The organism is Loigolactobacillus backii (assembly GCF_001663675.1).
GTDB classification, from domain to species: Bacteria; Bacillota; Bacilli; order Lactobacillales; family Lactobacillaceae; genus Loigolactobacillus; species Loigolactobacillus backii.
This window is the reverse complement of the sequence record NZ_CP014873.1, coordinates 1,530,495-1,556,397: the sequence shown is the minus strand read 5'-3', so window position 1 is coordinate 1,556,397 and position 25,903 is coordinate 1,530,495. Positions and strand designations below refer to the sequence as shown.

Genomic DNA, 25,903 nt, shown 5'->3' with positions numbered 1-25,903 from the left:
AATGATGACGAATCTAAAATTTATAATTATTCTGATCTTAGTAGTAATATCCGTAAACTGAACATTTACAAATTAAAAAATCCATTAGATTCTAGCCCTAGCTATATTCTTCTGTAGGCGTCACATGCAAACGTGTGTTCTTGTACTATCAGTATACCTGATAAATAAGTTTATTACCATATTTTTCGTAAGCAGTAAATAATCGACCGTTTAAAAAAGGCAAACCGGCTTCTCGAAATTGAGAAATCGGTTTGTCTTTTACATTACGCCACTATTTCTGGCTTCTATTCATTTGACGCTTTATTTCTATCTTGATGTCTTGCCCCAGAATAATTCCATGGTAAATAACCCTCTAGCTGGGCCAAATCGGTGAAACTAGGGTGTTGGGGCATTGTTTTTAATAAATAGGTGATATAGCCTCGCGGATCAAGCCCGTTAGCTTTAGCACTTTCCACTAAAGTTAACCAAATAGCCGTTGATCTTGCGCCTGCTTGGCTGGTACTGAAGAGCCAGTTCTTTCGACCAATCACCAGGCTCTTCATATTGCGCTCCGCCGCATTATTACTCCAGTCCATGATACCAACGTTGACTAGCCGCTCTAGTGTAGATCGTTGATCGATCGCGTAAGTGACGGCTTTACCCAAACGTGATTTAGGTAATACGTCGGCCGAATCGATCCACTGCCAGAATCGCTTCAATAATTTACGCACTTTACTACGGCGTCTTCGACGACGTACCCGGGGCGAAAAATGTTGCCATTGACGCTCCAAGGCAAACATCTCGTCAATTAGCGCTAAGGGAACACTGCTAATTGGCTTACCATTAGCTTGGGTGGCATCGTAAAACTTACGGCGCACATGCGCCCAACAACCGATACGCGTAACACTATTTTCTAACAGATTATAGCCGGTATAGCCATCACACTGCAGGATGCCGGTAAAGTTCCGATATAACTTTTGCGCAAAGGTTCCTGAACGCGTACTGCCATAAGCATAAAAAATGATTTGCTGCGGACTTTGTTTTACTGTTCTAGCCACCCACATATATGATTTAGCGGCTGCTGTTTTACCAGGCTCACGTAACACCTGCATCGGTGTTTCGTCACCCTGTAAATAACGTTGGTTGCTGAGTCGCTGCTGTAATAAATTATAAATTGGTTCGACCAACTGACTCGTTTTGATAATCCAGTTTGAGATTGTTGCCTCTGATAACGCAATACCCAAGCGCTGCCAATCTGCTAACTGTCGGTATAGTGGTGTTGCCAATAGAAACTTTTTATGAATGATCTCCGCGACTAACGAAGCCGAGGCGAGACTATGCGGAATTAAAGCGACTGGCGTTTGGGCTTGCACCAAATGAGCGCTGCCAGCTTCAAGCTCACATTCAGAACACTTATAGGTTTGCGTATAAATATGTTCTCGATAAAGTTTGGCCGGAATGAAATGCACCTCTTCACGAACAAACTTTTTCCCAACCGGTGTCAACTCGTGCCCATAGGCACATTGTTGCGTTGGTAGATCAATAACAGTTTCTCTTACTGGTAAATCACGACTTAGAGTTTCTTGCCGTGTCTTTTTGCGCTTTTTCTTTGCCGGTACTTGATCTGCGTCGCTTTGTTGGCCAGGTTGCTCTGGCGTGATAAAAACACCGTCATTACCTTCTAGTAGTGACAGTTGGTTAGGATCAATTTGTTCTGATTTTTGACCGTAAATTTTTTTAGTCAAGTAGGCAACCATTTCAGTTAGTTCCGCGACTTGCTTACGTAGCGCTATAATTTCTTCTTCGGGTGTCATTAGCTTTATCCACTCAATCCGTATTTGTTGAATTGAGTTTACCATGTCTTACACTAATTTGGATAGTTATTTTTTCTTCTTTCATGTCCAGGCGGACATGTTTGATGAATTGTCGCGTCTAATGACCAACCACTGAGTAATCGTGTCAACTGTTTAGAATTTAATTTACGGAGTGCATTCTGATCAGTCGGCCATTGAAGTCGACCGTTTTCGATCCGCTTATAAAGTAATAAAAAACCATCACCGTCCCAAAATAAGGCCTTAAAACGGTCTTTTCTGGTTCCACAGAATAAATATAAGGCGCGATTGTATGGATCTAAATCAAATTGATCTTGGATAACACCAGCTAAACCATCGATTCCCCGACGTAAATCGGTTTTTCCACAAACTAAAAAGACCTGTTGAATCTGTCGTTGATCAATTATCACCAGCGAACACCGCCTTTAAAACTGCCTCTAAAATATAGTTGTTAATTCGATTGTAAACTACGACCGATTTATTAGCATCAACTCTAATTTGCAGGGCTTTTGTTGCCATAGTAGATCGCGATTGAGAACCAGAATGATCCATTTTAATTTGAACAATATCCGGTTTATCCAATAAAAATCACCTCACCAATTATTTGATGAGGCAATCATAACTTGAATTAAATTATTTTTGAAGTCGGTCAGTTATTTAGTAAGCAGTAAATAATCGACCGTTTAAAAAAGGCAAACCGGCTTCTCGAAATTGAGAAATCGGTTTGTCTTTTACATTACGCCACTATTTCTGGCTTCTATTCATTTGACGCTTTATTTCTATCTTGATGTCTTGCCCCAGAATAATTCCATGGTAAATAACCCTCTAGCTGGGCCAAATCGGTGAAACTAGGGTGTTGGGGCATTGTTTTTAATAAATAGGTGATATAGCCTCGCGGATCAAGCCCGTTAGCTTTAGCACTTTCCACTAAAGTTAACCAAATAGCCGTTGATCTTGCGCCTGCTTGGCTGGTACTGAAGAGCCAGTTCTTTCGACCAATCACCAGGCTCTTCATATTGCGCTCCGCCGCATTATTACTCCAGTCCATGATACCAACGTTGACTAGCCGCTCTAGTGTAGATCGTTGATCGATCGCGTAAGTGACGGCTTTACCCAAACGTGATTTAGGTAATACGTCGGCCGAATCGATCCACTGCCAGAATCGCTTCAATAATTTACGCACTTTACTACGGCGTCTTCGACGACGTACCCGGGGCGAAAAATGTTGCCATTGACGCTCCAAGGCAAACATCTCGTCAATTAGCGCTAAGGGAACACTGCTAATTGGCTTACCATTAGCTTGGGTGGCATCGTAAAACTTACGGCGCACATGCGCCCAACAACCGATACGCGTAACACTATTTTCTAACAGATTATAGCCGGTATAGCCATCACACTGCAGGATGCCGGTAAAGTTCCGATATAACTTTTGCGCAAAGGTTCCTGAACGCGTACTGCCATAAGCATAAAAAATGATTTGCTGCGGACTTTGTTTTACTGTTCTAGCCACCCACATATATGATTTAGCGGCTGCTGTTTTACCAGGCTCACGTAACACCTGCATCGGTGTTTCGTCACCCTGTAAATAACGTTGGTTGCTGAGTCGCTGCTGTAATAAATTATAAATTGGTTCGACCAACTGACTCGTTTTGATAATCCAGTTTGAGATTGTTGCCTCTGATAACGCAATACCCAAGCGCTGCCAATCTGCTAACTGTCGGTATAGTGGTGTTGCCAATAGAAACTTTTTATGAATGATCTCCGCGACTAACGAAGCCGAGGCGAGACTATGCGGAATTAAAGCGACTGGCGTTTGGGCTTGCACCAAATGAGCGCTGCCAGCTTCAAGCTCACATTCAGAACACTTATAGGTTTGCGTATAAATATGTTCTCGATAAAGTTTGGCCGGAATGAAATGCACCTCTTCACGAACAAACTTTTTCCCAACCGGTGTCAACTCGTGCCCATAGGCACATTGTTGCGTTGGTAGATCAATAACAGTTTCTCTTACTGGTAAATCACGACTTAGAGTTTCTTGCCGTGTCTTTTTGCGCTTTTTCTTTGCCGGTACTTGATCTGCGTCGCTTTGTTGGCCAGGTTGCTCTGGCGTGATAAAAACACCGTCATTACCTTCTAGTAGTGACAGTTGGTTAGGATCAATTTGTTCTGATTTTTGACCGTAAATTTTTTTAGTCAAGTAGGCAACCATTTCAGTTAGTTCCGCGACTTGCTTACGTAGCGCTATAATTTCTTCTTCGGGTGTCATTAGCTTTATCCACTCAATCCGTATTTGTTGAATTGAGTTTACCATGTCTTACACTAATTTGGATAGTTATTTTTTCTTCTTTCATGTCCAGGCGGACATGTTTGATGAATTGTCGCGTCTAATGACCAACCACTGAGTAATCGTGTCAACTGTTTAGAATTTAATTTACGGAGTGCATTCTGATCAGTCGGCCATTGAAGTCGACCGTTTTCGATCCGCTTATAAAGTAATAAAAAACCATCACCGTCCCAAAATAAGGCCTTAAAACGGTCTTTTCTGGTTCCACAGAATAAATATAAGGCGCGATTGTACGGATCTAAATCAAATTGATCTTGGATAACACCAGCTAAACCATCGATTCCCCGACGTAAATCGGTTTTTCCACAAACTAAAAAGACCTGTTGAATCTGTCGTTGATCAATTATCACCAGCGAACACCGCCTTTAAAACTGCCTCTAAAATATAGTTGTTAATTCGATTGTAAACTACGACCGATTTATTAGCATCAACTCTAATTTGCAGGGCTTTTGTTGCCATAGTAGATCGCGATTGAGAACCAGAATGATCCATTTTAATTTGAACAATATCCGGTTTATCCAATAAAAATCACCTCACCAATTATTTGATGAGGCAATCATAACTTGAATTAAATTATTTTTGAAGTCGGTCAGTTATTTACTGCTTACGTTATTTACTGCTTACTATTTTTCTCAAAAAAGATCCCGCTAAATTATCAAAAAAAGCCCTCCAATTCTTCCCAGAATTGAAGCGCCAAATTAGTCATTGCTTTATTTTTCAATCTCACTCATAAATGTCTTCAAAGCTGCTTGCCAAGTTGGCAGTTTAAAGCCAGTTGCCTTAGTTTTACTTAAATCAAGGATTGAATGCCGTGGCCGCCATGCCTTCTGGGGATATTCCGCCGAGGTCACAGGACTCACCGTCACATCCTTGTCAGCCAAAATTGCTGACGCAAACTCGTACCAATTACAACTATTATCGTTGGATAGATGATAAATCCCAAAAGCAAGCTGTTGGTCGATGGCGTAAGTCATAAATTCAGCCAAGGTGCGCGTCCAAGATGGCCGACCAAACTGATATTAAACTCTGAAATATCAAATTCTTTAGTAAATTTCCTATATTTAGTAGCTATATACTTTAATTAATCCTTAATTTAAACAATAATTCATATATAACATGTCAATTATTAGGACAGTTTCAAAAAAGCAAAAATCATATTATTAAATTAGTTTTCCAATAAATGCACTGCATCCTTAACAGCACTTTTTATATAAAAACCTTTTTTTAACTTTAACGCGATGTTGTAAGAGTTTTTTGCCATAATCTGGTATTCGGCATCACTTACCTTGCCTAATTCTTTATCAACGTCATCCAAAGAGGCAATTAAAATGCCGACATGGTTTTCTTTAATGAAATCTGCCAAGGCTGCTTCTTTCCAAATGACAACCGGTAATCCGCTACTCAGATAAAGAGAAGTTTTATGCGGATTATTGTAACGTAAGTAATCACCAAATGGTCCCTCAATCCGATGCGCACTTAAACCGTCCCAGACTAGACCATATCCTTGATTCAATTCCTTTATTAATTCTTCTGGTTTAAAAACACCTTGATAATCTGCATGTACTGGTAGTTTACGTGTATGATCATAATTTCCAAAAAGTTTTAATTTAGTTTCTATATTTTCAGAAAAGGAATACAAAAATTGGGATTTATTTAAATTACCCGCAAAATTTAAAACATTAGATTTTTTAGGATAACTTTTGAGATCAATATTATGACGATAATCAAAAATACCTAAAGTAATTACTTCGGCTGTCAATCCATTAGCTATTAAAAAATCTTTCATAACATCGTTTGAAGCAATTACAATATTATATTTGTTTAAACGATCTATCTCATTTCTAAACTTTATGGATTGTTGTGTTGCATCAGCAAGTGGATACCTTAACGTATCTAAGTCATGTATTAATCCAATTATTTTGACACCACGGCTTTGAAGTATTTGATTTAAATTATTCTCAAAATAAGCACCTAAATAAGTGGGATATTGAACTACAAGTACATCATTCCTTTTAACATCTTTAAACTTACTATTTATAATATGTTTGGTGAAAATTTTTTCATAACGGTGGCGAAAAATATTCAAACTAATTTTTAAGTATTGTTCCTGTTTTAAAAAGAAAGTAACATCCTCTTTAGCTTTAGACAACGCATTATTTTCCTTTTTCCTAACTATATCTACAACATATTTTTTCACAATGATCCCCTTAGTTAATAATGAATTCCAATTTTTTTATAATCTAACCGTTAAATTTTAAAATTAATCGACTTAATTTATAAAACCGACGATTTATTAAGAACATTAAAAATTTGGCTAAATCGTTTCTTTTTCGATTTCGATAAAACTTACAATGCAAAAGATTTTCGTTATTTTTTAGAAATTTACTTAAAGCAGATAATACAAAATACGCATCCTTATCCAATCTATTTTCTCTCAGGATACATTTAATATGAGCATAGACTATCTGATTTATTAATAAACCAATTTGATTTATTTCTTCTATTTCAATTTTCAAACTTTTATTATTGATGTCTTGAATCAATTTATTAAATCCAACAAGAATATCTAAACGACGCTTCGGATTATGTATTTTTCTAGTTATTGAATTTTCTCTTTGTCTATAGTAATAACCCGAATTATTCATACGAGGTTTAATATCGGCATACCGCACAATTTTGGACCAATTCTCGTGCTGCTATGGCGTAGTCAAACCAAGATGTACTGTTTTTGCTAAAGGCTACCAAATTATGGGGCTGGATAAATTTTTGATCCTCAATTTTGAGCATACTTGCCCCTTGGCCGAACCGACTTTTTTTGATTTTTTGCACCAGTTTAGCCCCACTGTAGCGCTTGGATTCGAGCTAACAGTTGATAAAACAAATCCTGATAGACGTGGTGGCGGCTTAATTTTAGATAAAGTTGCCGGCCGCTGGTCACCAGCTTACCCGCTACTTTAAACAGCCATAAGCGCAAGGTTGTAACCTGTAATCGCTGATGTTGTACAGGCAACAATTGGCGCATCAAGCTGACTAAATTATAAGCGAGGACACTGAGCATCATGCGGGCATAATTTGGTATAAATTGCGAGCTAGTCATTTTATCCAGGTAAAAGCCAGCCTTGGCTTCCTTGATATAGTTTTCCATTTGACCCCGTTGGTGATAGGCGTGAAATGCATCTTCGGCGACAAAACTCGTTAAATTGGACACGAGGTATTCATGTTGAAATAACAATTCACCAGCTGGTCGAGTTGATTTAATATAGATCTGGCGCGGCTTAGACCATGATCGGGCTTGATAAGACGCGCGATAATAATGGACCTCGGTCTCAGTCCAATTCTGCTCATCACTGATCTGAACAAAACGTTCAGCCAGTTGGTTCAGCCGCCGATTGGCTTTCAGGCGGATCAAGTAAAAAGTGTCGTTGGCTTCACAAGTTTCGTATAATTCTGGAGTCGCAAAGCCACTATCCCCGCGGACCAAGATATCAGCGTTCGGTTTGACTTGATGATAGTGCTGTAGTAGTGGTGTGATAAAGGGGGCAATATCCGTACTGGTATAAACATTACCTGGGCGCAATTGAGCCTTTAAACAGTGGCCCGTTTGCCCGTCAAAAGCGACCAGCGGATGGTAACCCGTGGTACCGTAATGCGCATTAAAGGCCGTTTTTTCCTGATGACCATGAGTATCGGCGTGAGTCGAGTCAATATCGAGGATCAGCTGTTGTTGCTTGGCGCCAGTCCACGCTTGGTCAAGCAATGCTTGATTCAACGTTTGTAATGAGGTGATGGTCTGCTCGTCACAGCGTTGCCAAAAACGGGATAATGACGGTTGTGAGGCCAATTGCGGTTGTGCCAATAGTAATTTAAATGTGGGGTCATTGCGCAAACTGGTGGCAGCTAGATCGGCCGGGTAACCGGCGATCAACTGCAGCACGACCTGTTCTAGTAGACTAACGTTGCTGTAACGAGCGTAATGGCGCTGGTCATCAAAATGGACTAATTGATACGCTAAGGTCGTGAAATTGAGTTGCGCCATTAATTCTTTGACCAACACTAGCCCAGCATCAGTGGAAAGTTCACCACCAGTGTGCGAAATATGTAATTTAGGATTGAAATTAACTCGTTTTCCCGGTAAAGTTGCCATGAGAAGGACCTCTTTCTTTGGGTGGATAGCTGACTTGTGGTGAATCAACTATACCAAATCGGAGGTTCTTTTTCTGCACTAAAAAGGTGAAAAATAAAAAACACAGTACCGCCCATGATACCGGGGTGACACTGTACTTGGAGAACTTATGGTGAATAATTCAGGTAATAAAGTGTTTGTTTAATATAACCAATATTTTTTGCACGAATATAAGCTTGTGCACTATAAGCAACATCTTCAAATGTAGTATCACTAGGAAATTCAATTTCTTTTACAAGGTTTATTGAATATGCTTTATTCCAAATTGTTGTCTCCATTCCATCTATAGAATTAGTTGCATGTGGAAGCTCACGAGTATCACCAATTTCTTTTTTAAAAGGTAGCCATTGAAAGATAACAAAATCATAATTTTGTTTGCTGATTCGGCTATTTAATGTTGAAAGCACATTTACTGCCAAAATATCATCCGAATCAAGAAAAAGAATAAAGTCCCCTGTTGCCCTCTTAATCCCAGTATTCCTAGCATTTGCTGGCCCTACGTGCTTTAAACTAATTATACGAATTTTCTTTTCATCAAATGATCTAATTATTTTCATAGTATTATCTGTTGATCCGTCATCTATAATGATTAATTCAAAATCAGGATAGTTATTTGCCAGAACTGATTTAATACTCGCACCAATATATTTTTCTGCATTAAAAGCCGATGTTATTATAGAGAACTTTATCATTTGAATTTCCTTTTTAAACCATTATGAGGAGCTAAATATAACACCAAAGCTAATTTAAGATAACATTTAAAATATCATTAACTCGATTAATATAGTTATCCATATACAACGGTTCTATACTGTTTTTTACTTCGTTTGGAATAAATTTATATTCTGAATTAATAAATCCTTGCATATATTTGGCCAATTGTTTTACATTTTTCATTTCATAAAGAAATCCATTATCGTTATTCACGATATCTGCAGGACCTGTTGGACAATTAGAAGATATAACTGGTAGGCCTCTGCTAATAGCCTCACAAAGCACCATTCCAAAACCTTCAGAATTGGAGGTAAGAACTAGAGCATCTGCATTAGTTATCTCGTCCCAAGGACTGTCTTTCCAGCCTACCCAATTTATATGTTTAGTTATTTCTAAATGTTTGGCATACTCTAAGCATTTTTTTGTTTCTTCATGATTCTTGGACGCATCAAAGCCGTAAATATCCAATTGCCAATTACCTTTTAATAAGGAACATGCAGTTAATAAATCTTGAAGATTTTTCTCTTTTTGAAATTGAATGCGAGCAATATAAACAAATCTTGTATATGAATATACTGTGGAAGTGATTAATTTTAGCATTCGTTCTACAGGATTATAGATTGTAAAGACACTTTTTTCATCAATGCCTATTTGCACCAACTGCTCTTTAATACCTGAACTAATAGCCAGGTGGAAGTTTGCTTGTTTAAGTAAGTTTTGTGTTTTTTGATTAAATTTATTTGTAATTGAAAATTGAATCCAGGATATAATTATGTATTTTTTTCGAAAAGTTTTCTTTATTAAAGAAGCAATAAAAACTAGACGTGGTGTCAAAGTAATTATTGCATCAACATCAGTATTAACTAAAAAAGAAACCGTTCTAAGATACTTTTTTAGTTGTCCAATGTCAGAGTTAGTACGTAAATTTCTAATCAAGGGCAAAATATTTTGAAGCCAGTCATCTTCGTCATTCATTTCAGAGACATAAAGATCAAAAACATATTTTGACCTTAATTCGCTTATAAATTTTATAATAGCAGTCTCTTCTCCTCCATGACCTTCCATTGGTCCAGTGAGAATCAATAACCGTTTCATGACAAAATATTCCTCCAAACTATAGACCAATAATAATACTGTACACATTAAATTAAGTTTTCTAAATTTATTTAATTCACAATATTCTCATGCCGCCAATCCGGACTACAAAGTACAAAAGAGATTGGTAAGATAGGTGTTGCAAAAGCGTACATAAGAGAGTTTTCGGAAAACCCAGAAAATAAGAGAATGATAAACAAACTTATAAGAGCAATATCCTTAATTTGCAATAAAGTTCTCATTGCAAACGAAAGAATAAACAAAACAATTGCAAACGCCAATGTTCCATACATAATAGGAAATACTATATATGCCCCATCAAATGCGCCATTGCCAACTGTTGTATTATAACCCATACTTATCACCTGTTGTAGTTGATTACCTAACAATTTTAAAGGATATAAATTTAAATAATAGTGCCATATTGATGGACGACTTGTAAAAACTGAATCAAGTTTATTAAGAATGTAGTATTTTCCAAAATTATTACCTATCCAAAATGCTATTAGTGTTAGCTCTATTGGAAGCATTGTACAGACAAACCTTACTATCTTCCAATTATAAAAATTTATAGGTGATCTCGAAACCAACCATAACATAAACATTCCAATCAGCATTATAATGGCCGTACTATCCTGTAATTCTTTTAAAATAAAGAATCCTACAAATAAGGACTCAAGTATTGAAAAGAAGGGCATCCTTTTTTCCCATTCTAGTGTCAAAGTTAACAGACAAATCGTCACTAAAAGCATACCCGTATTATTGGGGTTCGTAAATCCAAGTGTCATATAGTTTATTCCAAGAACATTGACAACTTTAGGAAGAACCCCAAATATACTTAATGTTGCTATAAAACAGATTGCAGCCAAGGAAGCGTATAAGTATGTGGACACTAATCTCCTTAAATTTAAATTTAACGAATATAAACCAACCAAGAATATTACTGCAACATTTGAGCTTTGTTTAAACGCAAAAAATATTGCTAGGCTTAACAATATACAAACAAAAATTAACTGTTTAAGTGAAAATTTGCTTCTTAAAAAGAAAAAAAACCAAACTAAAGCTAAAAGTGCATATAAAAAATAACTAACATATTTCCAAACTGAAGAAGTATTTATTGTAGACCAATAACTACCAATAAAGAATTGATAAAAAACAATTATGCCTAAAATTATTTGTAAAAACTTTGTTTTTAATTCTCTATTTGTACTATCATTATTTTTATACATAAAAGTTAAATCCTCATTTCAAAACGTTTGCTGCTAACGATAGCGGCAATAATGCAGTTGTGTCGTGTACATTAATATAATTTAAATCCATCTTTTTCTTCCATTAGAATTGAGCTCTTATATCGTTCATTTATATTTCGTACTCTACAAAGCGAATATTGAACATTACGAACGCCAATCACTCCAACTTACTTATAAATCTAATAAACTTACTGACCCATTACTTTTCAAATGAACACTTTAAACTAAATTTTTTATTAAACGTTTTAGTAAGCCTAAATGTCAAAAATTTAAATTCATCGGTTTGTATCTTGTCCGAATCGTTTATATTTAATAACTTATGTCGATTTTTTTCAATATCAGCACAAACTTGATTTATTTGTGATAATTTGTAGCCTTTGCCAAAATGTGCTGATCGAACAGAAAAATTACCATTAAGCATTGCAACATAACGAAATAGCCAAATAGAATAATCATTTTTGCTTCTAAAGCGATTAGGGTTAGTCACATTAATAACATCAGGAAAGTTCTCTAGTGTGTCTTGAATCCAATCTTTCCGGAATGAAATTGGAATATGGGGATCTACAAATCGAGAAAATTTAGGAAATGGTGCTAGTAGAAGATTTAAAAAATTGAATTCAAAATTTTTAAAATTAAAAAGTTTAAAAAATTCTGTTTTCATGATATCTTGCTTTTTATACAATTTATTTATTAAAGTTACATTATTAACAAAAATATGATCAAAATCCTCCGTTGGCATAATTGCATTAAAAGCAAATGTATCTCGCGGGAGTCCTTTTTCTGTAAAAAAATCTGCTTGTTTAACTGGTGCATTTAAAAACATATCATCATTAAAATAGACAAAATGATCTGCCAGATTGGGAATGTTTACTAAATTAAGATCAATTACATTTGAATTAAATGTAGGTAAATACTTATTAGGTATAATGTCATTATGAAATATAACCTGAATTTTTGGGCTATCTTCATTTAACCATTCAGGCACCTGATCATCTGTAACTAAAAATATCTTTCTTACCCAAGGAGCAAACCTTTCGATAGACCTAAAAAGATAGCGTAAAGTGCTATAGTCACGAAATCTTTCACTTTCACCATCTATTTTAACATCAGAATATTTATTAAATTTGGCCAACCATTCTGGATCAGACTGATCCACCCAAGTTATTATAAAATCAACCGGAAACTGATCTTTAGAACCCATTTTAAGCCCCTTTAATGTAATTATAGTATAAATGTGTATTAAATTAATCTTTTCTAAGTAGCCTATATATTAGCCGTATTTTTTTGGGGGACAGTAAACGTGCCCCTCCGCGCATTATTATATTTCTTAAAAATACTAGGCCGGATATCATATGTCCACTAACCAATAAATATTGAAAATGAATTTCTTTTTTCAGATAAGAAAAACCAGTTCTTCGCTTATAAAATGAAGCATTGGCACGCGCATGCACCAACACTTCAGGTATATTTACTAATTTATAACCACTCTTAATAAGCTTCATCCATAAATAGTAATCTTCAAAATACGGCACATCTTCATATCCGCCAACTTTTTCTATATCTATCTTTCTAAGAGTGACCGACATATGATTCATTGGGTTTCTTGAATTAGACTCACTTTTTATTTTTCCATAAGTAACTGGTACTGTCCTTTTAGTTAGTGGCACTTTACTATCTTCATTAAATTCGTCTATATAACTGCCAACTACTGAAAGTGTCTTATTACTTTGAAAAACCTCAAGTGTTTTCTCCATTCGTTTAGGCTCGTTAATATCATCACTATCAAATCTAGCAACTAATTCCTCTGAACTAAACTTTAGTCCCTTATTTAGGGAATAGCCTAACCCTCGGTTAACTTTATTTTCTTTGATTATACACTCAATATTTTCTTTCAAAAAAATTATTTTAAATTTTGCGATTACTTTTTCTAATTGATCATCTAATGGTCCATCCTTAACAATAACAATCTGTGTCGGCCGAATTGTTTGTAATTGAATACTGTTTAGAGCAGTTTCAAAAAAGGAGAAATTTTCTTTCCCATACACTGAAATTAATGCAGTATATCTCTCTTTATCTGGCTCCATCACCGGTCACCACTACTCGAATTGTCTCAAAGAAAATTCCCAAATCCATCACAACACCGAAATGCTCTATGTAATATCTATCGTTCTTGGCCTTCTGATCTGGTGCATCATCATAACCACCATGAACTTGAGCATAGCCACTTAAACCAGGCTTAGCCAATAAACGTTGTTCAAATCCAGGATATTGATCACTAAACTGCTGTGTGAATTTTGGCCGCTCTGGACGAGGACCAATTAGACTCATATCACCCTTAATGACACTCCACAATTGCGGTAATTCATCAATCCGAGTTTTACGCATAAAATGCCCAACCCGAGTTACCCTTGAGTCTTGTTTCTTTGCCCACATTGCGCCAGATTTTTTCTCTGCGTCTTGATACATTGACCGTAGTTTAGTTATCTTAAAAGATTTACCCATGATACCAACACGTTCTTGACTGTAAAAACAATCACCTGGTGTTTCCAATTTGACTAGTGCCATAAAAAGTAACACAACCGGCGAAGTAATGATCAATAATAATGTCGCAAAAACTTGGTCAAAAAGCCGTTTAAAAGGTGTATATATTGTCCAAACTGGTTCAGAAAGTTTTTCAATAAAACTATGATTCACATATTCGGTTTCAATAGTGCTCCCGTATTGATTGTGTGCTTGATCTTCCATCCTAAAACCCCCGTATTATTTAACTTAGTGACTGCCAATACTTTCCTAAACCAGTCGTTAGATCATAATTTGGTCGGTAACCAATTGCTTCTAAACTTGAAATATCAGCTACTGATCGTTTAATATCTCCCGTCCGTTCTGATAAGTTTCGGACCGGAATATCGTGCTGAGCAATTTCTGTATATGCTTTAATAACTGCGTTAAGACTCGTTTCACGTCCTGTTCCAACATTGAAAACGGCATGCCTAGTATCCGTCTTCTTCGTTAATAAAATTAACGCTTGAATAACATCTTTTACAAACACAAAATCACGCGTCTGTTCACCATCCCCAAAAACAGTAAACATTGCGTGGTGAATCGCCGCCTCACTAATCAAAGATAAAACCCCAGAATATGGTGATTTTGGATTCTGCCGTGGCCCGTAAACATTAAAGAAACGAACGGCAACCGTTGGTATGTTATATAGTCGACCGTAATTGATAACAAAACGCTCTGTCGCATATTTATCAATCGCATATGGTGTTAATGGGTCAACTGCATCCATTTCTTGTTTCGGTAATTTTGGATTATTACCATAAACCGCCGCCGAAGATGAAAATAATAACTTCTTTAATGGTAACTTATATTTACGAATTGTTTCCAAGATAAAGACATTCGCGTTTTGATTAATCTCATGGGTTATGTATGGACGTTCAATTGAATCAGCGACACTCGCCACTGCGGCCAATAAATAGATATAATCGAATTTCTGTTCAAGGAGTAGTTCCTTCATAAAAGTAGAATCAGTAATGCTCTTTTGATAGAACGTCACTTGATCTGAAGTGGGAATATTTTGTTTTAAACCCATTGATAAATCATCGACTATGGTAATTTGATCACCATCCTCAATCAATCTCTCAATGAGGTTAGAGCCAATAAAACCTGCGCCACCCGTTACTAAAACCTTATCCAAGAATTTCATCCTTTCGAGCCTAATCCACATAAATTGTGCTTAACTTTTTTATTTTATAACGATTGCTTTGTAAATTAAACTGAGTATTTAAATATAGTACAAACATTTTTTATCAGCTTAAGCTTTTCATAACATTTTTTAGTATAACTATAATATTGAAGGTAGTATGAAATCATGGACACGATTTAGTATAATTCCATAATAGGAAGGATTGTGTTTTTATGACCAAGAAAAAGTACTCAGTAGATTTTAGAAAAATGATTGTCAAGCTGTACCAGGATGGCGCCCCGGTAGCTGATCTTACAGACGAATATGGTGTATCAAATGTAACTATTTACAAATGGATTAATCTATATAAAGAAGACAAAGGAAGTGGAATTTCCAAATCAGATGTTTTAGCGTTGCAAAAACGTTTGAAACAGCTAGAAAGTGAGAATGACATCTTAAAAAAAGCCTTAACCATATTCGCCAAAAAGTAAACCCAGATGACTGGCAGACAGCCGTTGATATTAATTTGAAGCACCATAGTATCAAAGAAACCTGTAAAGTACTCTCAGTTCCACGCTCAACTTACTATGAACATCAGCAGAATCATGTATCGCCACAAGCCAAGCGTCGTAAGACACTTAGCCAGTCGATTAAACGCATTTACTTTAATTCTAGACGTATCTACGGGGCACCTAAAATTCTAAAAGCGTTACAAAAAGAAGGTAAGACTGCCAGTATTAAGCTAGTTCAACGATTAATGCGCCAAATGGGGTTAAAATCAATCACGCGCAAGAAGTGGCATTATCAACAAACTAATGATATTGATGCGACTGATTATTCAAATATACTCGCGCAAGATTTTCGTACAACCAGTCCAAATCAAAAGTGGTGTGCAGACATAACTTATATTCACACCAAAGCCAATGGCTGGTGTTATTTATCAAGCATTCAGGATTTATATTCACGTAAAATCATTGCCCATAAAATCAGCCGTCATATGACTGCTGATCTTGTGATCAGCACTTTTCAACAAGCCTTTGAAACTAGAAAGACGACTAATAACTTAATTGTGCATACCGATCTGGGTAGCCAGTACCGCAGTGCTGGCTTTGAACAGATCTTAGCGCAACACCATATTCGCCATTCTTATAGCAAGCGTGGCTGTCCCTATGACAATTCATGTTTGGAATCATTTCACGCCAGTTTGAAAAAAGAAGAGGTTTACCAACACCATTATCAGGATTTTGAAGAAGCAAATGCTGCAATATTCAGCTACATTGAGAGCTTTTATAACAGTGCTCGAATTCACAGTAGCATTGATTATTTAACTCCAAATGAAAAGGAAAAATTAGTCGCTTAAATTATACATAAAATGTGTCCAGATTCTTGACCTAAATCCATATTACACTGACACAAGCTACTTTGAAAAATTGTTACATATATGTAATCAAGTAATTAGATTTAAAATATCAATATTCACTTCAAATTGCACTATACCAATAGGTTAACCGGTTACTTGGAAAATGAGAGAATTTTCCAACTTAGTTATACTTTGTGAAATTAATTAAATTAAAATTGTGCTTTTTTACTATAATTAGTGTTTAAATTAATATATTTTGAAAATTGTGTTTATTTTGAATTCAATTAAGTTATACACGTTTATTAATCAAACTAAACATTATTTTACGCGCTTAAAAGTCCACTATTTTAAATGAAACAACTGCTGCTTCAGTAGTTAAGTGTTTTACCAAAGATTATTTTTTAATAAAATATTTGGTACAAAAGTCTTGCAGTATTTAAAATCTTATATTAGTAAACATTATCCCTTTAAAAATTATGTTATGATCTATAGATAATTATAAAATGAGGTGTAGATTATCCATATTTCAAATAGAAAATCAAATATTGAATTATTACGTATTATAGCCATGTTTTGTATTGTTCTCTCACACTTTTCATTATTTGGTAATTGGAATAAGGCAGGATTAACTCCAATTACCACTACAAGATTATTGCTATTTGATCCACTAGGACCGGCCAGTGCACTCATATTCTTTATTATAACTGGTTACTTTACATACAAATCAACGGCCACTTTTCAATTAAGCATAAGAAAAGAATTACATAAGGGCCTTAATATTTGGTTACAAACTATGTTTTATTCAATTTCTATCTTAATTATTTTTTTATTGACCAATCATTCTGTTCCTCTAAAAATTATAGCAAAAGCAATTTTTCCTTTTACACTAAACGAATATTGGTTTGTTTCTGCATATTGGATTTAGGTCAAGAATCTGGACACATTTTATGTATAATTTAAGCGACTAATTTTTCCTTTTCATTTGGAGTTAAATAATCAATGCTACTGTGAATTCGAGCACTGTTATAAAAGCTCTCAATGTAGCTGAATATTGCAGCATTTGCTTCTTCAAAATCCTGATAATGGTGTTGGTAAACCTCTTCTTTTTTCAAACTGGCGTGAAATGATTCCAAACATGAATTGTCATAGGGACAGCCACGCTTGCTATAAGAATGGCGAATATGGTGTTGCGCTAAGATCTGTTCAAAGCCAGCACTGCGGTACTGGCTACCCAGATCGGTATGCACAATTAAGTTATTAGTCGTCTTTCTAGTTTCAAAGGCTTGTTGAAAAGTGCTGATCACAAGATCAGCAGTCATATGACGGCTGATTTTATGGGCAATGATTTTACGTGAATATAAATCCTGAATGCTTGATAAATAACACCAGCCATTGGCTTTGGTGTGAATATAAGTTATGTCTGCACACCACTTTTGATTTGGACTGGTTGTACGAAAATCTTGCGCGAGTATATTTGAATAATCAGTCGCATCAATATCATTAGTTTGTTGATAATGCCACTTCTTGCGCGTGATTGATTTTAACCCCATTTGGCGCATTAATCGTTGAACTAGCTTAATACTGGCAGTCTTACCTTCTTTTTGTAACGCTTTTAGAATTTTAGGTGCCCCGTAGATACGTCTAGAATTAAAGTAAATGCGTTTAATCGACTGGCTAAGTGTCTTACGACGCTTGGCTTGTGGCGATACATGATTCTGCTGATGTTCATAGTAAGTTGAGCGTGGAACTGAGAGTACTTTACAGGTTTCTTTGATACTATGGTGCTTCAAATTAATATCAACGGCTGTCTGCCAGTCATCTGGGTTTACTTTTTGGCGAATATGGTTAAGGCTTTTTTTAAGATGTCATTCTCACTTTCTAGCTGTTTCAAACGTTTTTGCAACGCTAAAACATCTGATTTGGAAATTCCACTTCCTTTGTCTTCTTTATATAGATTAATCCATTTGTAAATAGTTACATTTGATACACCATATTCGTCTGTAAGATCAGCTACCGGGGCGCCATCCTGGTACAGCTTGACAATCATTTTTCTAAAATCTACTGAGTACTTTTTCTTGGTCATAAAAACACAATCCTTCCTATTATGGAATTATACTAAATCGTGTCCATGATTTCATACTACCTTCATATATCATGTTATGCTTTGTAATTCCTTTTTTAAATAGACTAATACAGCACTTAAATAAAAATGAGTTTAAATATTTAATTATCATGCTTTTTTTACTTGATTTAACAGAACTATTTGGGAATATGTTGATTTCTAATTTTTATTTATCAATTCTTGCCTATTTTATTGGAGCTTACTTAAAGAAATTCACTCAACAAATTAAGTTGCCTTCCATCAAGCAGCTTTTAGGTGTATCCTTTTTAATCTATCTTTTGGATTTATTGTCCATTACTATATTGAGCTTTGCCGGAATTTCCTTTGGTCATGCTGCACATTTTGTTACTGATAATTTGGCCATTCTTTTGGGAATCTCAGTTTTCTGTATCTTCTTACAATTAAATATTCCTCCCATCAAAATAATTAATTTAACTGCTAGTACAGTCTTTGCATCTTATTTAATCACAGAACAACCGTTAGTACGCTCTATGTTGTGGTCCAAAATAGTTAATGCCGCCCGCTTTCAGAACTCCTTTCTTCTGCCAATATACGGTATCGTTATAGTCGCACTAATTTTTGTCGTTTGTTCCCTTATTGATCTTTGTCGACAACAGATTTTCGGATTTATCTTTACTCTGTTTCATCGAACGCCTAAATAAGGGCCTTTATCAAATTCAAAGAAAATAACGATAATTGATTTTTAGAAATCGATTATCGTTATTTTCTTATTTCAATTTAATACGTAAACATTTTCTCGTAGAAATCAATTAATGAAATCTCTTTCAATAATGCCAAAACAAAAAGCCGCCTCACCGGCAGCCATCCCCACTTCATTAAGCTTCATGTTTCGTCCAGACCACTTCTGCCTCAGCGCAGCGTTTCCCATTGTTAATAATTTGGTGAAGACTAGTGACTGAGCCAGCGGCAGTGGTCTCCGCAAGTTGATACCGACTTTCAGGCAGCTCGCCATACTTAACTTCCCGCTCATAGCGAATGTTAACCGTAGCAATATCATGCTCATTACAAAAATCAAAGCCGAGATGATCAAACATCCAATCGAAGTAGTGCGCGTTGTTGGCGTGTTGGTTGCCGTCAATATCGAAGTAACGCACGCGGTAATTTTGCGTGGCAACTTCTTTGGCGGCGTCGATCCGACTAATGCGGGGAAAATGTTTGACCCCCTTAACACTAGCCGTTTTGTATTTGGTCACAATTTCCGGAATGACGGCAATCATTTTCCGCGTTTCGTAACTCATCAACGCCCAAATGCTGTGAATGGTGGCCAAACGGTTGCCAGCAGCGTCCTGCGCCCAGTAATCCCGGTAACAGAAGTATTTGTTAAAGCCTGTTGCTTCGGTGCCAAACGTGACCGTCTCGTCCACCCGCGGCATCCGCGTAATTTTAAGGTTGTACTGGGTAACCACCCAGCCAGCGCCGAATTCATGAATGTAGTCGTTGCCAATCCCTAAAGCGTCATTCTGGTGCTCAGACACCATGATGGCCACATTAATCAGCATTGCCAGCGTCATTTGGTCCTTGGTGTCACCCTCGTAATAAGTCACCCGGTGATCTTCTGTGTATTTTATTCCCATCTGCCTACCCCTTTGCGCTTTTTTTAAAATTCATGGTAACTGCGATAAACGTCCTGCTTTGGTACACCCCGGCGCTTGGCAACGAGTTTGATGGCGTCTTTAGTGGTCATTCCCGCTTCCATCAGAGCCGCCACGTAAGCGTTGTTGTCCAAATCGGCGTAGGGATCAACTTCCGCCGTTGGATTAGTGTTGCCCGCCACCAAAATCACAAATTCGCCGCGCACTTCATGGTCGTTGAACCAGTCCTGAACTTCCTGAAAACTACCACGGAGAAACTCTTCAAATTTCTTCGTCAGTTCTCGGGCCAAAACAACTTGTCGATCTGCACCGTAAGCCTTCGCCATTGCCTGCAAGGTTTTTTTCAACCGGTGTGGCGCTTCATAAAAAATGGTGGTTTCTTCACGATTGACCAATTTGGCCAACTCATCACTTTGCGCTTTGTGTTGCCGGGATAAAAAGCCGTAAAAATAAAACGGCTGCGGTGATAATCCGGAAGCGATCAAGGCTGTTAAACCAGCGCTGGCCCCAGGAATCGGAATAACCGGAATATCAGCCTTGATGGCAGCAACGACTAATTCATGGCCCGGATCGCTGATGGACGGCATGCCGGCGTCACTCACTTGGGCGATGCTTTCCCCATTTTGCAGGCGTTTAAGTAAAGTTGGAATCCGTTCTTGCGTATTATGTTCATGAAAACTAATTTGTTTAGTTTCAATTTCAAAATGATTCAGTAATTTCTGGGTATTACGCGTATCTTCCGCAGCAATCAGATCAACTTCTTTTAAGATATTAATCGAACGAACGGTCATATCTTCCAAGTTGCCGATTGGCGTTGGGACAAGGTACAGACTGCCGCAATCATGGGCGGCAAAACTTTGTTGTGCGTTCATAATTTTCCTTTCTCAATTAAAAAAGCGAGGCTCTTCCTCGCTGAACTGGACCTGCCGTGATGGAATGACAATTATGGAATGGATAGTGCTGTTCAGAAGAGGATTCTTGAAACGTGGCACAAATGGTGGCTTACTACCTGTAGCTACAGAGGGCATTTTGGCCGTTGCGTGGCTAAAGTACCTTCTCCCTGAATGCCACAATTAGCCACTCTCTTCTGAAACGTGGCAAACAGAGCAGTTTACTCCATGTAGCTACAGAAGTCCCTTCTGCTGTTGCACAGCTAAAGTGCCTTCTTAGGCTACATTCCGTAAACTAACGCTCTTTTGGCCACTCTCTTCTGAAACGTGCCAAAAATGGCAACTTGTTCCATGTAGCTACAGAAGTCATTTTGGCCGTTACACGGCCAAAAGTGCCTTCTTAGGCTACATTCCACAAGTTAGGCGCCATTTTGGGCACTCTAGTGTCTTTCTCCATAAATCACGTCCAAGCAAAAAGCGCATGGTTCGTCGTCGATTCTTCTTGAGCCGTACATTAGGTAACAGACGTGAAAGCCTTCTTCGTAGAGCTTTTCCAGGTTGGCCCGGGATTTTGACAGTTGCGGGGTTTTATCGTCTGCCCCATTGGCGTCTGATCTCTTGGCCTGAGCCGCCTCGCTTTCTGGCGTTTGGAGTTCTTCTAAATGTTCGCGTAAGTGTTGGTTCTCGATCTCCAACTCGGCGTTGCGTTCTAAGATTTGCGTCATGTCGGTTTTCATTTCGTCTATCTTGGCCAACATTTGCTGGGTATTTTGCTCTAAATTAACGAAACTATCGTACAATTCGCGTTTGTCCAAATTACTCACCTCTCTTAAAGCAGGGTTTGTTGGTGGGGTGCTGGGTTTGCTTTGAAAACTACATCAGACTTTGGCTTTAGCTCTTAAGCTGACACTTTAAAGTCAGTCGCCACTTTAGCTCTTCCTTCTGAATCGTGTGCTGAAAGCAAATTCTTCCATATAACTACAGAAAAGCCCCTTCGGCCGTTGCACCGGCCAGAACTTCTTCCTAGATTATACAGTTCGCAAGTCCAGACAGCCTTAGCCTTCTCTTCTGAATCGTGTGCTGAAAAGCAAATTCCTCCATGTAGCTACAGAAGTTCCTTCGGCCGTTGCACAGCCAAAACTTTCTCCTAGATTATACAGTCCACAAGTGCAGTCTTCTCTTCTGAATCGTGTGCTGAAAAGCAGCTTCCTGCGGTTAGCTACAAAAGTCGTCTCATCCGTTTCACGGATAAGCCGCCTTTTTAGGCTAATCCTCAGAAGCTACCCGCTTTTCATCACACTTTGATCTCGTCCAAATCATACTCCACTGGCACTTCATGGCCATCCAACCGGACGCGGATAACGTGGGTTAGTAAATTCATTCCCACCACTTTACCGCCACCATCAGCCGTTTCGATGCGGCTGCCGTAATCAGGCATGGCCGCCTTTTCTGCTTCATAAGTTTTATCTTCAAAACTCAGGCAGCACATCAACCGGCCACAGAGCCCGGAAATTTTAGTTGGGTTCAGTGACAGATTCTGGTTTTTCGCCATTTTGATCGAAACTGGCGCAAACTCACCGAGAAATTCCGAACAGCATAGTGGCCGGCCACAAGGACCAATGCCGCCTAGAATCTTGGCCTCATCCCGCACACCAACTTGGCGCAGTTCAATTCTGGTCTTGAAAATGGCCGCCAAACTACGAACGAGTTCCCGAAAATCAACTCGGCCGGCCGCCGTAAAGTCAAAAATTAATTTATGTTTGTTCAACGTGTAGTAGGCCAAATCCAATTTCATCGGTAAGTGCAACTTCATGACTTGTTCCCTGGCCGTCCGCAAAGCCTTTACCGCCGCAACTTTGTTTTGTGCGTAGTGGGCCAAATCCAGTTGGCTAGCGGTGCGTTCAATCACTTCATTGCTGAGCACAATTTCGCTAGGATCAAGCTCAAGCCTTTGAGCCGCCCGCGCAATTTCCTCACAGTGATCGACCGCCACGACAACCGCTTCGCCGACTTTAATTCGTAATTTATTTTCCAAATAAGCTAACTTCTCCGCTTTTCGAAAGCGGATTGCGATTACTTCCATCCCTGGACCCCCCAATTCAAAGTGCTTAGAAGAACAAATTTGCCACACTACTGCTAATCCCTGCTCAAACTACTTAAATAATGACAAAACTACCCACTATAATAATTTCAAAGTTAAATCCTCTAACGTATTCTGAAAACTGACATTGGCGTTTAAATAACGCTGAGCCTGTAAAACGGCCTCCATTTGTTGCAGTAACTTCGCCACCGTCGTATTTTCTGCCCAACTGGTCAACGTTTTTTCCGCTTGGGGAAAACTAAGGTCGCCGCGCTGGTCAAAATGAAGCGCCAGAATATCTTGATACAGCAGTAAAATGACTGCCAAAGCCTGGCCCTGGGCAATTTTATCCTTCACCAAGGGCACAATCTGCGTCTGCACCGCGACGAACGCCTGGCCGTTATGCTGCTGGACGTGGGTTAGCCACTGCCACAGCCGCTCCTTCAACGGATTAAACCAATCACTGGCCGCCAATTCGCTGGCCACGGTGACACTATTAGTCATGTGCGCCAATAAGGCCGCATCGTTGGCCGAAATTTCTTGTGCTTGCAGCCGTTTTAACAATTCAGGCCGCGGCAAATCTTGAAAATCAATAATCTGTAACCGCGATAACACCGTGGGCAACAGTTGATTTTTGGCAGAAGTCGTTAAAATCAAGTAAGTTTGCGGCGCTGGCTCCTCTAAAAATTTCAATAACCCATTAGCGGCGCCAGTGGTCATCTTATCGGCGTCTTGAATAATGAAAACGCGCTGATTGGTTTCCATGCCGCGCTTACTCAATTCACTTTTCAAAAAACGAATCTCATCAACTTTGATCGTTTGCCCTTCTGGTGCGACAACAACGACATCCGGGTGATTACCGGACAAAATTCGCTGACATTCACTGCAGGTCCCGTCAGGATTTCCGGCGGCGTCCACGTGCTGGCAAAAAAGCCGCAGCGCAATCCATTGAGCCAGTTCCATTTTGCCAGTCCCAGTGTCACCGGCAAATAAGTAGCCCTGACTCAGCTGGCCCTGGCCAATAATCCGCCGAAATAGCTCAACTAAGCGTCCCTGCAAGGTTTCAATTGTAAATGTCATCTTAAAATTGGTGGAACTGTTCGACTGGCATGACGAAAACCGTCGCACCGCCAACCTGAACCTCAACCGGGAAGGCTGTTTCGCCGCCATCAAGCGAACTATCCAAATTAATCGGCGGCGTCATGAACTGTTCCCGACTGTGAGAAGTCTCGCGAATAATCCGCAAAGCATCCTTCACCCGTTCATCCTCAAGTCCAATAATGAAAGTCGTGTTCCCAGAACGCAGGAAACCACCACTACTAGCCAATTTAGTCGCCCGAATATTGGCATTAACAAATTCAGAGCTCAGGCGATTACTATCTTTATCTTGCACAATGGCAAAAATCATCTTCATGGTTAATCACGCTCCTATGAGAGAGTGGCCAAATCGGCGCTTAACTTACTCCATATAACCTAAGAAGGCACTTTTGACCGTGTAACGGGCAAAATGACTTCTGTAGTTATATGGAGTAAGTTGCCGATTTTGCCACGTTTTAGAATAGAGTGGTAAAAAGAGCGCTAGTTTACGGAGTGTAGCCTAAGAAGGCACTTTTGACCGTGCAACGGGCAAAATGACTTCTGTAGCTACACGGAGTAAACTGCTCTGTTTACCACGTTTTAGAATAGAGAGTGGTAAGACCGGCGCTTAACTTGTGGAGTGTAGCCTAAGAAGGCACTTTTGACCGTGTAACGGGCAAAATGACTTCTGTAGCTACATGGAACAAGTTGCCGGTGTTACCACGTTTTAGAATAGAGTAGCCAAACCAACGCTTAACTTACGGAATGTAGCCTAAGAAAGCGAATTTGACTGCGAAGCAGACAAATCGATTTCTGTAGCTACATGGAGTAAGTTGCCGATTTTGCCACGTTTCAACTTCCTATCCCCGAAACATTTCCGGAAAACTAGCAGTCACCAACGTCTGACAAGCCGCAATCACTTGCTCAATTGCTTGTGTCGCGTCGATCACTTTAATTCGCTGGGGATTATCTTTAGCTAACTGCAAGTATTCACCGCGAACCTTCTGGTGAAAACTGAGTGCTTCCTGATCTAAACGGTCATTTTGATCCGGCCGGTGAGCCGAAATCCGCGCTAACCCAACCTCAGATGGGACATCCAAGTATAAGGTTAAATCAGGTTGTAGCGCCTCAGTGGCAAACAAGTTCATCTGTGCCACCTCCGCAACCCCAATCTCGCGACCGGCACCTTGGTAAGCCAACGAACTATCCACGAAACGATCGCACAAAACTAATTTATTCGCCGCTAAAGCTGGCCGAATTTTTTCGATAATGTGTTGCCGCCGCGCTGCTGTATAAAGCAATGCTTCAGTTCGTGGATCCATTGCGGTGTTTTTGGGGTCCAGAATAATCTGCCGAATGGCTTCGGAAATTGGGTTGCCCCCTGGCTCACGAGTTTCAATCAATGGCACCTGGGCCAACGCTTTCAGGCGTGGGACTAACGCCGTTAAGACGCTCGTTTTCCCTGCGCCGTCTGGACCTTCAAATGTAATAAATCTGCCTATCACACTACTTCCCCCAGCTTCATTTAAGTCTCAAACCTAACTAAGGCCAGATTCAAGCTAAATCTAGCTTTATTTTACTTTAAGAAACCCCTGCTGTCCATTTTGATTGAAAACTTTTTCAGCGTTTAAAGGCCGTCTTAACGGACACTGACCTGCTTTTGAAATTTATTTAGAAAT

Annotated in this window: 28 protein-coding genes and 1 pseudogene; 4 read left to right on the top strand and 25 right to left on the bottom strand. The window is 38.6% G+C overall.

Annotated features, from left to right (window positions below):
* Nucleotides 1-284 precede the first annotated feature (284 nt).
* The 16 genes and pseudogenes from tnpC (AYR53_RS06920) to AYR53_RS06840 all read right to left on the bottom strand — a co-directional run bounded on the left by tnpC (AYR53_RS06920) (nt 285) and on the right by AYR53_RS06840 (nt 15,103).
* The gene (tnpC, locus tag AYR53_RS06920; RefSeq protein WP_068222405.1) at nt 285-1,793 is read right to left on the bottom strand and encodes an IS66 family transposase; all 1,509 of its coding nucleotides are present in this window, start codon (nt 1,791-1,793) and stop codon (nt 285-287) included.
* 53 nt (nt 1,794-1,846) lie between these two features.
* A complete protein-coding gene (tnpB, locus tag AYR53_RS06915) occupies nt 1,847-2,221 on the bottom strand; it encodes an IS66 family insertion sequence element accessory protein TnpB (RefSeq protein WP_068222408.1) in 375 nt (124 codons plus the stop codon).
* Complete coding sequence (locus AYR53_RS06910; RefSeq protein WP_068222411.1) at nt 2,211-2,393, bottom strand: hypothetical protein; 183 nt, start codon at nt 2,391-2,393, stop codon at nt 2,211-2,213. The genes tnpB (AYR53_RS06915) and AYR53_RS06910 overlap by 11 nt, the downstream gene beginning before the upstream one ends.
* 175 nt (nt 2,394-2,568) lie before the next feature.
* On the bottom strand, nt 2,569-4,077 hold the full coding sequence (gene tnpC / locus AYR53_RS06905) for an IS66 family transposase (RefSeq protein WP_068222405.1): 1,509 nt from the start codon (nt 4,075-4,077) through the stop codon (nt 2,569-2,571).
* Nucleotides 4,078-4,130: 53 nt separating this feature from the next.
* Nucleotides 4,131-4,505 carry an IS66 family insertion sequence element accessory protein TnpB gene (gene tnpB, locus AYR53_RS06900; protein ID WP_068222408.1) on the bottom strand — a complete coding sequence of 125 codons (375 nt, stop codon included), beginning with the start codon at nt 4,503-4,505 and terminating at the stop codon, nt 4,131-4,133.
* On the bottom strand, nt 4,495-4,677 hold the full coding sequence (locus AYR53_RS06895; protein WP_068222411.1) for a hypothetical protein: 183 nt from the start codon (nt 4,675-4,677) through the stop codon (nt 4,495-4,497). Before AYR53_RS06895 ends, tnpB (AYR53_RS06900) begins: the two co-directional genes overlap by 11 nt.
* Before the next feature lie 188 nt (nt 4,678-4,865).
* Nucleotides 4,866-5,171: pseudogene (locus AYR53_RS06890) on the bottom strand (sugar nucleotide-binding protein); the annotation flags it as partial.
* Between the two features lie 149 nt (nt 5,172-5,320).
* Nucleotides 5,321-6,352, bottom strand: coding sequence for a glycosyltransferase (locus tag AYR53_RS06885; protein WP_068281056.1), 1,032 nt, complete (start codon nt 6,350-6,352; stop codon nt 5,321-5,323).
* Between the two features lie 636 nt (nt 6,353-6,988).
* Complete coding sequence (locus tag AYR53_RS06875) at nt 6,989-8,299, bottom strand: IS1380 family transposase (protein WP_068279064.1); 1,311 nt, start codon at nt 8,297-8,299, stop codon at nt 6,989-6,991.
* A 146-nt stretch (nt 8,300-8,445) separates the two neighbouring features.
* Nucleotides 8,446-9,030, bottom strand: coding sequence for a glycosyltransferase family 2 protein (locus tag AYR53_RS06870; RefSeq protein ID WP_068477258.1), 585 nt, complete (start codon nt 9,028-9,030; stop codon nt 8,446-8,448).
* A 49-nt stretch (nt 9,031-9,079) separates the two neighbouring features.
* Nucleotides 9,080-10,147, bottom strand: a complete 1,068-nt coding sequence (locus tag AYR53_RS06865; protein ID WP_068281063.1) for a glycosyltransferase — start codon at nt 10,145-10,147, stop codon at nt 9,080-9,082.
* A 71-nt stretch (nt 10,148-10,218) separates the two neighbouring features.
* Entirely contained in the window at nt 10,219-11,376 is a 1,158-nt protein-coding gene (locus AYR53_RS06860) for a hypothetical protein (RefSeq protein WP_068281066.1), read from the bottom strand.
* 220 nt (nt 11,377-11,596) lie between these two features.
* Nucleotides 11,597-12,598, bottom strand: a complete 1,002-nt coding sequence (locus AYR53_RS06855) for a Stealth CR1 domain-containing protein (protein ID WP_068281067.1) — start codon at nt 12,596-12,598, stop codon at nt 11,597-11,599.
* A 43-nt stretch (nt 12,599-12,641) separates the two neighbouring features.
* Nucleotides 12,642-13,481, bottom strand: a complete 840-nt coding sequence (locus tag AYR53_RS06850; RefSeq protein WP_068281068.1) for a glycosyltransferase — start codon at nt 13,479-13,481, stop codon at nt 12,642-12,644.
* The gene (locus AYR53_RS06845) at nt 13,468-14,142 is read right to left on the bottom strand and encodes a sugar transferase (protein WP_068281070.1); all 675 of its coding nucleotides are present in this window, start codon (nt 14,140-14,142) and stop codon (nt 13,468-13,470) included. Before AYR53_RS06845 ends, AYR53_RS06850 begins: the two co-directional genes overlap by 14 nt.
* A gap of 19 nt (nt 14,143-14,161) precedes the next feature.
* Nucleotides 14,162-15,103, bottom strand: coding sequence for an NAD-dependent epimerase/dehydratase family protein (locus AYR53_RS06840; protein WP_068281072.1), 942 nt, complete (start codon nt 15,101-15,103; stop codon nt 14,162-14,164).
* 212 nt (nt 15,104-15,315) lie between these two features.
* Here AYR53_RS06840 and AYR53_RS06835 point away from each other — a divergent pair, with 212 nt between their 5' ends.
* The 3 genes from AYR53_RS06835 to AYR53_RS13945 all read left to right on the top strand — a co-directional run bounded on the left by AYR53_RS06835 (nt 15,316) and on the right by AYR53_RS13945 (nt 17,367).
* Nucleotides 15,316-15,573 carry a transposase gene (locus tag AYR53_RS06835; protein ID WP_017866964.1) on the top strand — a complete coding sequence of 86 codons (258 nt, stop codon included), beginning with the start codon at nt 15,316-15,318 and terminating at the stop codon, nt 15,571-15,573.
* Nucleotides 15,558-16,442, top strand: coding sequence for an IS3 family transposase (locus AYR53_RS06830; RefSeq protein WP_105782191.1), 885 nt, complete (start codon nt 15,558-15,560; stop codon nt 16,440-16,442). Before AYR53_RS06835 ends, AYR53_RS06830 begins: the two co-directional genes overlap by 16 nt.
* A gap of 514 nt (nt 16,443-16,956) precedes the next feature.
* Nucleotides 16,957-17,367, top strand: coding sequence for an acyltransferase family protein (locus AYR53_RS13945; protein ID WP_418287619.1), 411 nt, complete (start codon nt 16,957-16,959; stop codon nt 17,365-17,367).
* Nucleotides 17,368-17,398: 31 nt separating this feature from the next.
* On the opposite strand, the gene AYR53_RS06825 is transcribed toward AYR53_RS13945, so the two are convergent.
* Nucleotides 17,399-18,283 (bottom strand): IS3 family transposase, encoded by an 885-nt coding sequence (locus AYR53_RS06825; RefSeq protein WP_105782191.1) that lies wholly within the window; start codon nt 18,281-18,283, stop codon nt 17,399-17,401.
* A complete protein-coding gene (locus AYR53_RS06820; RefSeq protein WP_017866964.1) occupies nt 18,268-18,525 on the bottom strand; it encodes a transposase in 258 nt (85 codons plus the stop codon). Before AYR53_RS06820 ends, AYR53_RS06825 begins: the two co-directional genes overlap by 16 nt.
* Nucleotides 18,526-18,713: 188 nt before the next feature.
* Here AYR53_RS06820 and AYR53_RS06815 point away from each other — a divergent pair, with 188 nt between their 5' ends.
* Nucleotides 18,714-19,226 carry a hypothetical protein gene (locus tag AYR53_RS06815; RefSeq protein ID WP_156520041.1) on the top strand — a complete coding sequence of 171 codons (513 nt, stop codon included), beginning with the start codon at nt 18,714-18,716 and terminating at the stop codon, nt 19,224-19,226.
* Nucleotides 19,227-19,400: 174 nt separating this feature from the next.
* Here AYR53_RS06815 and AYR53_RS06810 read toward each other — a convergent pair whose 3' ends face one another.
* The 7 genes from AYR53_RS06810 to tmk form a co-directional block, all read right to left on the bottom strand.
* Entirely contained in the window at nt 19,401-20,159 is a 759-nt protein-coding gene (locus tag AYR53_RS06810; protein WP_068281075.1) for an acyl-[acyl-carrier-protein] thioesterase, read from the bottom strand.
* Nucleotides 20,160-20,182: 23 nt separating this feature from the next.
* Entirely contained in the window at nt 20,183-21,049 is an 867-nt protein-coding gene (gene rsmI, locus AYR53_RS06805; protein WP_068281077.1) for a 16S rRNA (cytidine(1402)-2'-O)-methyltransferase, read from the bottom strand.
* Between the two features lie 458 nt (nt 21,050-21,507).
* Entirely contained in the window at nt 21,508-21,882 is a 375-nt protein-coding gene (locus AYR53_RS06800) for a DNA replication initiation control protein YabA (RefSeq protein ID WP_068281079.1), read from the bottom strand.
* Between the two features lie 479 nt (nt 21,883-22,361).
* Entirely contained in the window at nt 22,362-23,150 is a 789-nt protein-coding gene (locus AYR53_RS06795) for a PSP1 domain-containing protein (protein WP_068223103.1), read from the bottom strand.
* A gap of 96 nt (nt 23,151-23,246) precedes the next feature.
* Nucleotides 23,247-24,227 (bottom strand): DNA polymerase III subunit delta', encoded by a 981-nt coding sequence (gene holB, locus AYR53_RS06790; RefSeq protein WP_068281081.1) that lies wholly within the window; start codon nt 24,225-24,227, stop codon nt 23,247-23,249.
* A gap of 1 nt (nt 24,228) precedes the next feature.
* Nucleotides 24,229-24,561 carry a cyclic-di-AMP receptor gene (locus AYR53_RS06785; protein WP_068223100.1) on the bottom strand — a complete coding sequence of 111 codons (333 nt, stop codon included), beginning with the start codon at nt 24,559-24,561 and terminating at the stop codon, nt 24,229-24,231.
* 523 nt (nt 24,562-25,084) lie between these two features.
* Nucleotides 25,085-25,729, bottom strand: coding sequence for a dTMP kinase (gene tmk, locus AYR53_RS06780; RefSeq protein WP_068223097.1), 645 nt, complete (start codon nt 25,727-25,729; stop codon nt 25,085-25,087).
* Between the last annotated feature and the right edge of the window lie 174 nt (nt 25,730-25,903).

What these genes read in the sequence shown, in the direction of transcription:
- AYR53_RS06875 (WP_068279064.1), bottom strand. Translation starts at nt 8,299, where the DNA reads ATGGCAACTTTACCGGGAAAACGAGTTAATTTCAATCCTAAATTACAT.
- AYR53_RS06785 (WP_068223100.1), bottom strand. Translation starts at nt 24,561, where the DNA reads ATGAAGATGATTTTTGCCATTGTGCAAGATAAAGATAGTAATCGCCTG.
- AYR53_RS06835 (WP_017866964.1), top strand. Translation starts at nt 15,316, where the DNA reads ATGACCAAGAAAAAGTACTCAGTAGATTTTAGAAAAATGATTGTCAAG.
- tnpC (WP_068222405.1), bottom strand. Translation starts at nt 1,793, where the DNA reads ATGACACCCGAAGAAGAAATTATAGCGCTACGTAAGCAAGTCGCGGAA.
- AYR53_RS06840 (WP_068281072.1), bottom strand. Translation starts at nt 15,103, where the DNA reads ATGAAATTCTTGGATAAGGTTTTAGTAACGGGTGGCGCAGGTTTTATT.
- tnpC (WP_068222405.1), bottom strand. Translation starts at nt 4,077, where the DNA reads ATGACACCCGAAGAAGAAATTATAGCGCTACGTAAGCAAGTCGCGGAA.
- rsmI (WP_068281077.1), bottom strand. Translation starts at nt 21,049, where the DNA reads ATGAACGCACAACAAAGTTTTGCCGCCCATGATTGCGGCAGTCTGTAC.
- AYR53_RS06870 (WP_068477258.1), bottom strand. Translation starts at nt 9,030, where the DNA reads ATGATAAAGTTCTCTATAATAACATCGGCTTTTAATGCAGAAAAATAT.
- AYR53_RS06855 (WP_068281067.1), bottom strand. Translation starts at nt 12,598, where the DNA reads ATGGGTTCTAAAGATCAGTTTCCGGTTGATTTTATAATAACTTGGGTG.
- AYR53_RS06815 (WP_156520041.1), top strand. Translation starts at nt 18,714, where the DNA reads ATGTTGATTTCTAATTTTTATTTATCAATTCTTGCCTATTTTATTGGA.
- AYR53_RS06795 (WP_068223103.1), bottom strand. Translation starts at nt 23,150, where the DNA reads ATGGAAGTAATCGCAATCCGCTTTCGAAAAGCGGAGAAGTTAGCTTAT.
- AYR53_RS06845 (WP_068281070.1), bottom strand. Translation starts at nt 14,142, where the DNA reads ATGGAAGATCAAGCACACAATCAATACGGGAGCACTATTGAAACCGAA.
- AYR53_RS06860 (WP_068281066.1), bottom strand. Translation starts at nt 11,376, where the DNA reads ATGTATAAAAATAATGATAGTACAAATAGAGAATTAAAAACAAAGTTT.
- holB (WP_068281081.1), bottom strand. Translation starts at nt 24,227, where the DNA reads ATGACATTTACAATTGAAACCTTGCAGGGACGCTTAGTTGAGCTATTT.
- AYR53_RS06820 (WP_017866964.1), bottom strand. Translation starts at nt 18,525, where the DNA reads ATGACCAAGAAAAAGTACTCAGTAGATTTTAGAAAAATGATTGTCAAG.
- AYR53_RS06850 (WP_068281068.1), bottom strand. Translation starts at nt 13,481, where the DNA reads ATGGAGCCAGATAAAGAGAGATATACTGCATTAATTTCAGTGTATGGG.
- AYR53_RS06810 (WP_068281075.1), bottom strand. Translation starts at nt 20,159, where the DNA reads ATGGGAATAAAATACACAGAAGATCACCGGGTGACTTATTACGAGGGT.
- AYR53_RS06865 (WP_068281063.1), bottom strand. Translation starts at nt 10,147, where the DNA reads ATGAAACGGTTATTGATTCTCACTGGACCAATGGAAGGTCATGGAGGA.